Below are 9,169 nucleotides of genomic sequence, written 5' to 3'. Positions count from 1 at the left end.
CTTATTATCTGAATTCCCGGCTCAATGGATAGGAATGGCCGTGATAAACTCACCAGATTAATTTATAGGCATGTTTATTGCTTTGAATTGCAATCCTTCACTATCGGAAAGCGACATGGCAGCATTTCTATATACCCCTCGGTTTGTCACGCAATTTCAATGCATTGGAGATGGCTGCAAAGACAACTGCTGTCATAGCTGGACCATCAGTATCGATAAAGCGACGTTCCGCAGTTACGAAAAACACCCGGATCCCGTAATACAATCGCTGAGCAAACAACACATCCGCAAAGTAAAGAAAAGCAATGAACAGTGGGGAGTCATAACCCTTGACGAGCAGGGAGCTTGCCCTTTTCTTGACGAGAAACGATTGTGTCAGATCCACGGCAAGGCAGGGCCAGATGCACTCAGCCAGACTTGCAAGACCTACCCCAGAACCCAAACCCGGTTCGCCAACCAGCTCAAGAAATCTCTGGTTCTCTCCTGTCCCGAGGTCTGCCGGCACCTGTTGCTAGACCCAATGGCAATGCAGACTGAGGAGACCCAGCTCAGGCAGCTTCTCCCCTTTACCACGCCGCCGTCCACAGCCATGGCAACCCTGCATAGTCTGAGCATCCACGTGCTGACAACCACCGATCTCCCGATCGAACTGCGCCTATGGCTTATCGGACTGCTGCTTCATCGGGATGCAACCTCCTTGTCGCACGAAGCATTTCTCGAGCAGGTAGCGGTAATGGCCGAGCAGGGGGAACTTCACGCCATGTTCGAACAGTTGCCCTCCATGCCCACATTGCAGTGGTGGGGACTGAGAACGATCACCCATCAGCTCCTTGCATATTCACAGGGAAGACGTGGCCGGCCGACCATGCAGTTCTGCCTCGACAAAATAAACCAGGTATTAGAGGGCGTTTATGACGAAGGCAAGCTGGCATTGCTGCAACAAGCCTGGAACAACAAGGTAGCCCCCTTTCTGGCCACAAGACCTCACATTCTCAACAACTACCTGCTCTATTACGTCTACAACAACAACTTTCCAGTACAGCAGACTACGCCCTTCCAGGCCTATCAGCTCCTGGTGATCGATTACTTCCTGCTGCGCAACTACCTGTGTCTGCTGGCCATGGACAAGGAGCTGGAAGAACAGGATGTCATCGATCTTTTCTACAGCTATCACACCATACGCCAGCACAACCCGAACTTTCTCAAGACCATAGAAGAGGGACTTAGCACCTCCGGTTTTTCGTCCGATCTCACTCTGTACGCCTTACTGAAACCCTGAAAAAAGAGACCGCCAGCATGTCGCTGGCGGTCTCTTTTTCCATCTTGGCGTTAATGTAGCGCGTCGTCCCTTATGTGAGCAGTGCCACCACATTCTGGCGCGATACATTGGCCTGAGCCAGCAGACCAGACATGGTTCCCATGAAACCGCCATCCTTTAGCTGTTCACTGAGCTTGCCCTGAAGCTGCTCAAGCTCCTGCTGCTTCATGTTCTGGCTACGCGCCTTGACCCGATCGAGCTGCTTGACCATCCGCTGGCGGAACTGCTTCAGCTCCCGCACAGATTGTTCGATTTCCCCAAGCAATCTTCTCAGGCGCTGTTGCTCCTGTCGCAACTCCCCCTTGTCGATACCTTCGCCCAACTGGGTCAATTGCCCCGGCTTTGCCTTGAATTGCACCGGAACAGGGTTTCCGGCCGGAATGCGAATGCCTTCCCCACTAAGCAGAACAGGCTCGTCCAGTTTGCGCCGATGCAACTCCGGAACGCTCAGTTCCAGCTTGCCCAACTCGTTGAGACGCGCCTGAATGTGCTCTTTGCGCAGCGCCCGATCGAGCCTGGATGCAACATCTGCCTCATTGGCTCCTGCAGGTAGGGTCACCTCGACGGCACTAGCGGTTTGCGGGAAAGAGAACACCAGACGCTCGGCACTTGCCTTGGGACTTAGCAGATCGAGCCGATCGGCACTGTAATGAACCCGGCTCTCGGCGGCCGAGGTCAACAAACGCGGCTTCAACTCCGAGGTCAGGGGCGCTTGTGGCCGGGTGAGCTTGTCTTCCAGCTGCTTGAGACGTGTCACCAGATCGCCGCCGGCCTCACGATGCTGACCCAGCTGTTGTTCCAGCCGCTTCAGCTCGCCCCAGACCTGGCTCAATGCCAGCTCACCGCCCTGAGCATGGGCAATTCGCTGCTGGGCTGTCCCGATCAGTGCCCAGCGATCGAGCCGGACAATATTGGGCTGGCGCTCAACTTTTTTTGCCGGTCGGGATGTGTCCTGAGCAGTCAAGCGTCCGTGCAGCCGGGGCTGAGCGGGCGTCTCGGCCACACCGCCCGAACGGGTTTGCTGAATCTGCATCATGACTCCTTGCGCCTGACGTTATGGCATGTAGTTGAAGAGGCTCAATCCGTTAACCTTGGCAAATGCCTGCTGCTGCACTTGCAAGGCCATCAGCACATGGGCCTGCTGGGTAACGGCACTGGCATAGTCGAGGGACTCTATCTGATTGCTCACTTCCTTGCTATAGGTCCCCTTCTCGGTATGCCCCTCATCGACCTGATCAAGCAGGTTCATGCGAGCGCCGATGGTACTCACCATCTGGCTGATATCGTCCTGCAGCACCTTGCTGCGATCCAGCATGCTGCGCGCCTGATCGGCTGCATCGGGTGCTCCGCTCTCTATCGCAGCGACCATGGTATCGAGCTGCTTGAAGAAATCGCCATTGTCGATGAACAGCTTGTCTGCCGTCTGGTTGAGACCGACCGTGACCCCCTTGGCGATGCTGACCTCACGCACCAGAGCATCACCCTGATAGACGTAATCACCGCTGGCATTTTTCACGAGTGTGGTCTGATTGACCTGGCTACCCGCAAACAGGCTGGAGCCACTCTCGTTGCGCGCATTGGCCAGATCGAACAGCCCCTCCTTGATGACTCCGACTTCAGTCGCGATGGCGCGGCGATCATCTTCCGACAAGGAGCCGGTTGCCGCGGTCTGGGTCAGTTCGCGCAGCCGCATCAGCATATTGGTCATGGACTCCAGCTGGATTTCACCCTGAGAGAGCTGGCTTTTGGCGTTGGCGATGTTCTTCTGATACTGCTCCATCGCCACCTGCTCTTTCTTGAGTCCAAGCAGTTGCACGCTACCCACCGGATCATCCGAAGGCTGCAGAATGCGCTTGTTTGAGGAGATCTGGCGATCGAGGCGAGCATACTCGCCGAAACCGTATTGCAGGTTATCGAGCATGCTGAGCTGGATCTGGTTGGTACTGATGCGCATGGTCACTCCGTCAGAACATGTTCAGGATGGAATTGAAGAGCTGATCCGAGGTACTAATCACCTTGGCATTGGCCTGATAGACCTTGGTGTATGCCATGATTTTGACCCCCTCTTCATCGGTGTTGACCCCGCTGACACTGCTCAGCTTGGTAGCCAGCTGCTTCTCCATATTGGCATCAGCCTGCATGGTCGCCTTGGCCTGTCCGCTCTGCACCGCTATCCGACCAAGCAGAGCGCTGTAGGCGTCATACTGGCCATCTTTGATGGTGATGATCTCCTGCAAATTGCGGTTGTCGCCCTGCCCGCCCCCGGCCTTGGCAAAAGCGAGATGATCGCCGGTAAAGCCATCGGCAATCTTCAGGGTCCCGGAAGGGTTGAGCGGGTCGTAACTGAACAGGGGTTTGCCCGGGTCACCATTAAGGTCAACACCACCGGCCTGCTTGGCATTGAAGTCATCTGCCAGTTTCTTTGCCATCTGGTTGAGTTCGTCGCGCAGCGGGCGCAACACATTGACACGGTAATCAATCACTCCGGCCAGAGTACCGCCATGCAGAGCGGGTACTTCGAAAGTCTGCGGGCCAAAACTGAGGCTGAGCTTGTCACCGGCCAGCGAGAGCGTACTGCTGCTGCCAGCCAGTACCAGCGGCTGCCCCTGAGGCAGACTTAGCGAGAAAGAACCATCGCTCTGCCGGTTGACCCTCACTTCCATATAAGTGGAAAGCTCGCGCACGATCTGCTCACGACTATCTTCCAGGGCCGATGTATTGACCCCTTTGGAGGCCTGCTCGCTAATCTGCGTATTGAGTTCGGCAACCTGCTTGAGATAGCTGTTGACCTGAGAAACCGTGCTGTTCAGCTGATCGTCGATCTGCTTCTCCTGAGTCATCATGCTCTCGTTCAGCTGGCCATAGCGGTTCGCCAATGCACCGGCAGAGCTCACTATCTGGCTGCGCTGGGCCGGTGTTTCCGGGCTGTCGAGGGCCGCACTCAGTGAGGCGAAGAAGCTGTCCAGACCCTTGGCGATGTTCATCGACTCGCTGCCCAGAAGCTGCTCGGTGGTATTGATGTACTGATGGAACGAGTAGGAGGCCCCGGTCGCAGAGCGGCTGCGCCAATGCTGGGAAACCAGATACTCATCCGTGATCCTGCGAACACCGGTTACCTCTACCCCCTGGCCATTATCCAGCCGGCCGAAACCGGACAGGCTGCCCATCATGGCCTCCTGACGGCTATAGCCGATGGTATTGACGTTGGCGATATTCTGGGCGGTCACATTCAACGCGATCTGTGCCGCGTTGAGTCCGCTAAAACCGATATTGAGCAGAGACATCAGTCACCTTTCCTCATTTTTGCCGTGTTCAGAGGCTGACTGAAGGCAGTCAGGGTCTGTGATTCTGAAGCGACCGCCTGGTCGGCATTCTTTAATGTCGGCGCCAACTGACTGACCATCTGCTCTTTAAGGCCGATCCCGCCGCGCTTGACCAGGCTCATCGCCAGCTGACTGTCATACATATCGCGATAGAGATCCTGCCCCTTGATGAGCTTGTCATCCTCATCCTGCAGGGCATCACTGGCCGAGCGCATATGCTTGAGCACTGTCTGCAGAAAGCTCACTTCGAACTGACCGGCTACGGCATCGAGCGCGGCACGCTGATCCGGGTTGCTCTTGATCTGCTGAAGTTCATTGAGATCCTGATAGAAACCAGGTTCCGAAGTTATTCGGGTCATAAAGATCCTTAGATGACCACCAGCTCTCCCTCGAGGGCACCAGCCTCATCGAGCGCCTGCAAAATGGCCATAACATCATCGGGCGTTGCCCCAAGCGAGTTGACGGCCTTGACGATCACCTCAAGCGAAGTGCCATCAGGCCAGACAAACATGTTGTTTCGTTCGCGATCCACCTGGATCTTCGAGTTGGGGGTCGTGGTGGTCTGTCCGTTGGAGAAGGGATTGGGCTGGCTGACGGTCTGGCTCTCGCCAATGGTCACCGTCAGGCTGCCGTGACTGACCGCCGCCTTGTGCACCTTGACCCCCTGCCCCATTACCACGGTACCGGTACGGCTGTTGAATACCACCTTGGGTCGCTCCTGCCCCATGTCGACCTGCACGTCCTGCAGCAATGCCATGAACGAGATGCGCTGGCTCTCGTCACGGGGGGCTGCAATCTGAATGCGGCCAGCACTGACCGCTTTGGCAACCGGCCCCAGCTGGTGATTGATGGCCCGCTCCACATTGCGGGCCGTCTTGAAGTTGGGCTGATGCAGATTGAGCGTCACTTCGGGTTTGTCGGCAAAATTGCTGGCAACTTCCCGCTCAATGATGGCGCCATTGGGAATGATCCCCGCCGTCGGTACGTTGATGGTCACCGAAGAGCCGGATTGCCCCTCGGCCTTTACCCCGGCCACCACCAGATTGCCCTGTGCCACCGCATACACTTCACCATCGATACCGCGCAAGGGGGTCAACAGCAGCGAACCGCCACGCAGACTCTTGGCATCGCCAATCGAGGTGACGGTTACATCCACCAGCTGCCCCTTGCCAGCCAGTGCCGGCAGGGTTGCCTGCACAGATACCGCAGCGACGTTCTTGAGCTTGGGGTCGATATCATCCGGCAGCTGTACGCCAAACTGCTTGAGCATGTTGGCCATCGACTGACCGGTAAACTTCACCTGGCTCTTGTCGCCGGTGCCGGACAAACCCACCACCAGACCGTAACCCACCAGCTGGTTGGTGCGCATCCCCTGCACATCAGCAATATCAAGCAGTGACCGCTTGGCGGCAGGAGCGGCATTCGCCCACCATGGCAGGCAGAGGCAAAGCAGGGCGATAACCCATCTGTTCATGTAAGACCTCAAAACGGTGCAAATGCGGAGCTGAAGAAGCGCCCCAGCCAACCCATCTGGTTGCTGTCGGCAAGCGCACCTCGGCCGGCATAAGTGATGCGGGCATCGGCGATGCGCTGGGACGAGATACGGTTGCTCTGGTCGATATCCTCAACCCGCACCATGCCGCCCAGACGGATGTACTCATCACCCTGATTGAGACGGATCCACTTCTCGCCGCGGATACCGAGCACGCCGTTGGGCATCACTTCGGCCACCGTCACCGTGATGGAACCGGCCAGGGTATTCTGCTGGCTGGATGTCGCACCGCCATCAAAATCCCGGTCGGCACTGAGGGTTGCCCCCCAGTCAGGACGCAGTTTGCCACCGATGGAAGGGGCTGGCACATTCATGCTGCTGTTCTTGCTCATGCTGGTGTTGGCTTTCTTGCTCGACTGGGTACGCTCTTCCAGCACCACGGTCAGAATGTCGCCGATACGATAGGCGCGACGATCCTGAAACAGGGTCATCATGTAGTCGCCACGATAGAGACTGCCATCTTCCCCCCGGGCCGAGGCAGACTGCATGGGCCGTGAAGGCGCCCACTTCTCCTCGCCCGGCTCCGGAGCCTTGAGCTCATAGGTCGCGCAGCCACCCAGCAACAGCACGACCCACAGGTAACGCCACATCATCTTCATCATCACAGCGCTTGAGTGACAAACTTGAGCATCTGGTCGGCGGAAGAGACCACCTTGGCATTCATCTCGTAGGCTCGCTGGGTGGTGATCATGTCCACCATCTCCTCCACCACGTTGACGTTGGAGCTCTCCAGCGTGAACTGCTTGATGGCCCCCATCGCCTCTTCGCCGGGCACCCCTTCAATGGCTTCACCGGATGCACCGGTCGCGCGATAGAGGTTGCCACCGAGCGCCTCGAGACCGGCCGGGTTGGAGAAGTTGGTCAGGGTGATGCGTCCCAGCTCCACATTCTCCTGCTGACCCGGCAAGGTGGCACTCACGGTACCGTCGGTACCGATAGAGATCTTGGTAGCGTTGTCCGGGATCTGGATCTGCGGCTGCATCGGCAGACCATCGGCGTTGACCAGCATCCCTTCCGCATTGCGATGCCACTGACCATTGCGGGTGTAGGCAGTCTCGCCATCGGGGCGCTCGACACTGAAGAAACCTGCACCGACCACGGCCATATCCAGCTCCTGGTTGGTGTTCTGGAACTGACCCGGGGTAAAGACCTTCTGGGTACCGACCACACGCACACCGTTACCCATCTGGATGCCGATGGGCGAGAGGTTCTGCTGATCCTGTTGTGCCCCCGGCTGACGCTGCACCTGATAGAACAGATCTTCAAAGGCAACCCGATCACGCTTGAAACCAACCGTGTTGACGTTGGCCAGGTTGTTGGAAATGCTGGCCATCTTGGCATCTTGGGCCGACAGGCCCGTTTTGCTTACCCAAAGTGCTGCATGCATCTTTGTCTCTCCACCTGATTCATTCGGATGCCGAAGCACCTCTCAGCGGGACGATGCACCAAACTGCTCGTCCCGTTCATGATTAACCCTGACCGGAAATCAGCCGGGCTCCTTGTCTGGCCTGCTCGTCCGCTGTCTTCATCAGCTTGACCTGCAGCTCGAAGTTGCGGGTCAGCGACATGCTGCTGATCAGCTCGTCGACCGCATTCACGTTCGCCCCCTCCAGAAAACCGGAGGCCAGTACGACCTGCTCGCTGGTCTCGGCATCCCCACCCTGCCGGAGGCGGAAGAGGCCATCCTGCCCCTTGACCAGCTCGGCGGGATCCGGGTTGACCAGCTTGAGGCGTCCCACGTCGAGACGGGCACCGCCACCGGGCGGCGTGATGCTGAGCGAACCATCCTTGCCAAAACTGAGATCCCGATAGGCAGGAAGTACCATTTCCCCACCATCGCCCAACACGGGACGACCGTTGAGGGTCAACAGCCCGTCTGCATCGCTCTCCAGATTGCCGGCCCGGGTGTAGGCCTCTTTGCCATCTGCGGTCTGCACCGTGATAAAGCCTTCACCGCGAATGGCCACGTCCAGCTTGCGCCCGGTCTGCATCAGCGCACCCGGCTTGAAGTCGGTGCCGGCCATCTCTTCGCGAGCCATGACCCGACTGGGGTAACCATCACCGCTCAGGGCATAGGCTGACACCCGCTCGAAATCAGCACGAAAGCCGGCAGTGTTGACGTTGGCCAGGTTATTGGCCCGGATTTGCTGGGCCATCAGGGTATGTTGCGCCCCTGACATGGCGGTATAGATAAGCTTTTCCACGGGTCAGCCCTTAGAAGGAGTTGAAGAGAACCTGGGTCATCTTGTCAGCTGAGCTGATGGTCTTGGCGTTGGCCTGATAGTTACGCTGGGAGGTCATCAGGCTGACCAGCTCACCGGTCAGGTCGACGTTGGAGCTCTCGTAGGCCCCTGCCGTCAGCTGACCCATGGTGCCGGTCCCCGGCGCACCCAGCACCGGTTGACCCGAGCTGAAGGATTGCTGCCAGGTGGTGTTGTTGGTCTGCAGCAGACCGTTGGGATTGGCGAAGTTGGCCATCACCACCTGCCCCTGCTTCAGGCTCTGACCGTTGGTAAAGGTGGCGAAGACGCCGCCATCGGCATCCACCCGAACACCGGTCAAATCGCCCGCGGTATAGCCATTGGACTGGTTGCGAGTGGCATTGAAATCGGAGGCGTACTGACTGACTCGGCTCATATCCAGTTGCAGAGCAATTGGAGAGGCGCCCGCGGGTGCCAGCGCCAAATTGGCTGGAATGGTCGAAGCCCCCGTATCCAGCTTGCCGTCAGCGGTGAATTTCATCTTGGCCCCGCCAGCAGGGGTGATATCAGTGCCATTGAATGTGTAATGCACGGCCCACTCATTGGGTGCCGTTTTGACAAAATACTGGGTGACGGTGTGCTCAACCCCGAGCGAGTCATAGATCTTGCTGGATTGGGAGTAGCTGAAGCTGTCTGACTTGGCTGGATCGAAGGGGTGAAGAGCCGGATCGATCACGCTGGCATCCGCCTTCAGGCTGTCTCTTATACACATCTC

At 57.6% G+C, this 9,169-nt stretch carries 9 protein-coding genes; 1 reads left to right on the top strand and 8 read right to left on the bottom strand.

Features of this window, described 5'->3' with window-relative positions; all coding sequences use genetic code 11:
- Positions 1–115 precede the first annotated feature (115 nt).
- The gene (gene fliB / locus AACR93_RS02965; RefSeq protein ID WP_043852239.1) at positions 116–1,279 is read left to right on the top strand and encodes a flagellin lysine-N-methylase; all 1,164 of its coding nucleotides are present in this window, start codon (positions 116–118) and stop codon (positions 1,277–1,279) included.
- Positions 1,280–1,349: 70 nt separating this feature from the next.
- Here the strand turns inward: fliB and AACR93_RS02960 are convergent, their stop codons facing one another.
- The 8 genes from AACR93_RS02960 to lfgF all read right to left on the bottom strand — a co-directional run bounded on the left by AACR93_RS02960 (position 1,350) and on the right by lfgF (position 8,397).
- Positions 1,350–2,351, bottom strand: a complete 1,002-nt coding sequence (locus AACR93_RS02960) for a hypothetical protein (protein ID WP_043852238.1) — start codon at positions 2,349–2,351, stop codon at positions 1,350–1,352.
- A 21-nt stretch (positions 2,352–2,372) separates the two neighbouring features.
- Positions 2,373–3,272 carry a lateral flagellar hook-associated protein LfgL gene (lfgL, locus tag AACR93_RS02955; RefSeq protein ID WP_041210158.1) on the bottom strand — a complete coding sequence of 300 codons (900 nt, stop codon included), beginning with the start codon at positions 3,270–3,272 and terminating at the stop codon, positions 2,373–2,375.
- A gap of 10 nt (positions 3,273–3,282) precedes the next feature.
- Complete coding sequence (gene lfgK, locus AACR93_RS02950) at positions 3,283–4,602, bottom strand: lateral flagellar hook-associated protein LfgK (protein ID WP_043852237.1); 1,320 nt, start codon at positions 4,600–4,602, stop codon at positions 3,283–3,285.
- Positions 4,602–5,000, bottom strand: a complete 399-nt coding sequence (locus tag AACR93_RS02945) for a rod-binding protein (protein ID WP_043852236.1) — start codon at positions 4,998–5,000, stop codon at positions 4,602–4,604. Before AACR93_RS02945 ends, lfgK begins: the two co-directional genes overlap by 1 nt.
- Positions 5,001–5,008: 8 nt before the next feature.
- Complete coding sequence (gene fgIL, locus AACR93_RS02940; RefSeq protein ID WP_043852235.1) at positions 5,009–6,115, bottom strand: lateral flagellar basal body P-ring FlgIL; 1,107 nt, start codon at positions 6,113–6,115, stop codon at positions 5,009–5,011.
- A gap of 8 nt (positions 6,116–6,123) precedes the next feature.
- Positions 6,124–6,795, bottom strand: coding sequence for a flagellar basal body L-ring protein FlgH (gene flgH, locus AACR93_RS02935; RefSeq protein ID WP_033115411.1), 672 nt, complete (start codon positions 6,793–6,795; stop codon positions 6,124–6,126).
- A complete protein-coding gene (gene lfgG, locus AACR93_RS02930; protein ID WP_033115412.1) occupies positions 6,795–7,580 on the bottom strand; it encodes a lateral flagellar basal-body rod protein LfgG in 786 nt (261 codons plus the stop codon). The genes flgH and lfgG overlap by 1 nt, the downstream gene beginning before the upstream one ends.
- 82 nt (positions 7,581–7,662) lie before the next feature.
- Positions 7,663–8,397, bottom strand: coding sequence for a lateral flagellar basal-body rod protein LfgF (lfgF, locus tag AACR93_RS02925; RefSeq protein ID WP_033115413.1), 735 nt, complete (start codon positions 8,395–8,397; stop codon positions 7,663–7,665).
- Between the last annotated feature and the right edge of the window lie 772 nt (positions 8,398–9,169).

It is taken from the genome of Aeromonas sp. L_1B5_3 (genome assembly GCF_963866575.1).
Taxonomy (GTDB): domain Bacteria; phylum Pseudomonadota; class Gammaproteobacteria; order Enterobacterales; family Aeromonadaceae; genus Aeromonas; species Aeromonas jandaei.
This window is presented reverse-complemented; position numbering and strand designations above follow the sequence as displayed.

Excerpts from the sequence above, each read along its gene's own strand:
- fliB (WP_043852239.1), top strand. The coding sequence starts at position 116 with ATGGCAGCATTTCTATATACCCCTCGGTTTGTCACGCAATTTCAATGC.
- AACR93_RS02960 (WP_043852238.1), bottom strand. The coding sequence starts at position 2,351 with ATGCAGATTCAGCAAACCCGTTCGGGCGGTGTGGCCGAGACGCCCGCT.
- lfgL (WP_041210158.1), bottom strand. The coding sequence starts at position 3,272 with ATGCGCATCAGTACCAACCAGATCCAGCTCAGCATGCTCGATAACCTG.
- lfgK (WP_043852237.1), bottom strand. The coding sequence starts at position 4,602 with ATGTCTCTGCTCAATATCGGTTTTAGCGGACTCAACGCGGCACAGATC.
- AACR93_RS02945 (WP_043852236.1), bottom strand. The coding sequence starts at position 5,000 with ATGACCCGAATAACTTCGGAACCTGGTTTCTATCAGGATCTCAATGAA.
- fgIL (WP_043852235.1), bottom strand. The coding sequence starts at position 6,115 with ATGAACAGATGGGTTATCGCCCTGCTTTGCCTCTGCCTGCCATGGTGG.
- flgH (WP_033115411.1), bottom strand. The coding sequence starts at position 6,795 with ATGATGAAGATGATGTGGCGTTACCTGTGGGTCGTGCTGTTGCTGGGT.
- lfgG (WP_033115412.1), bottom strand. The coding sequence starts at position 7,580 with ATGCATGCAGCACTTTGGGTAAGCAAAACGGGCCTGTCGGCCCAAGAT.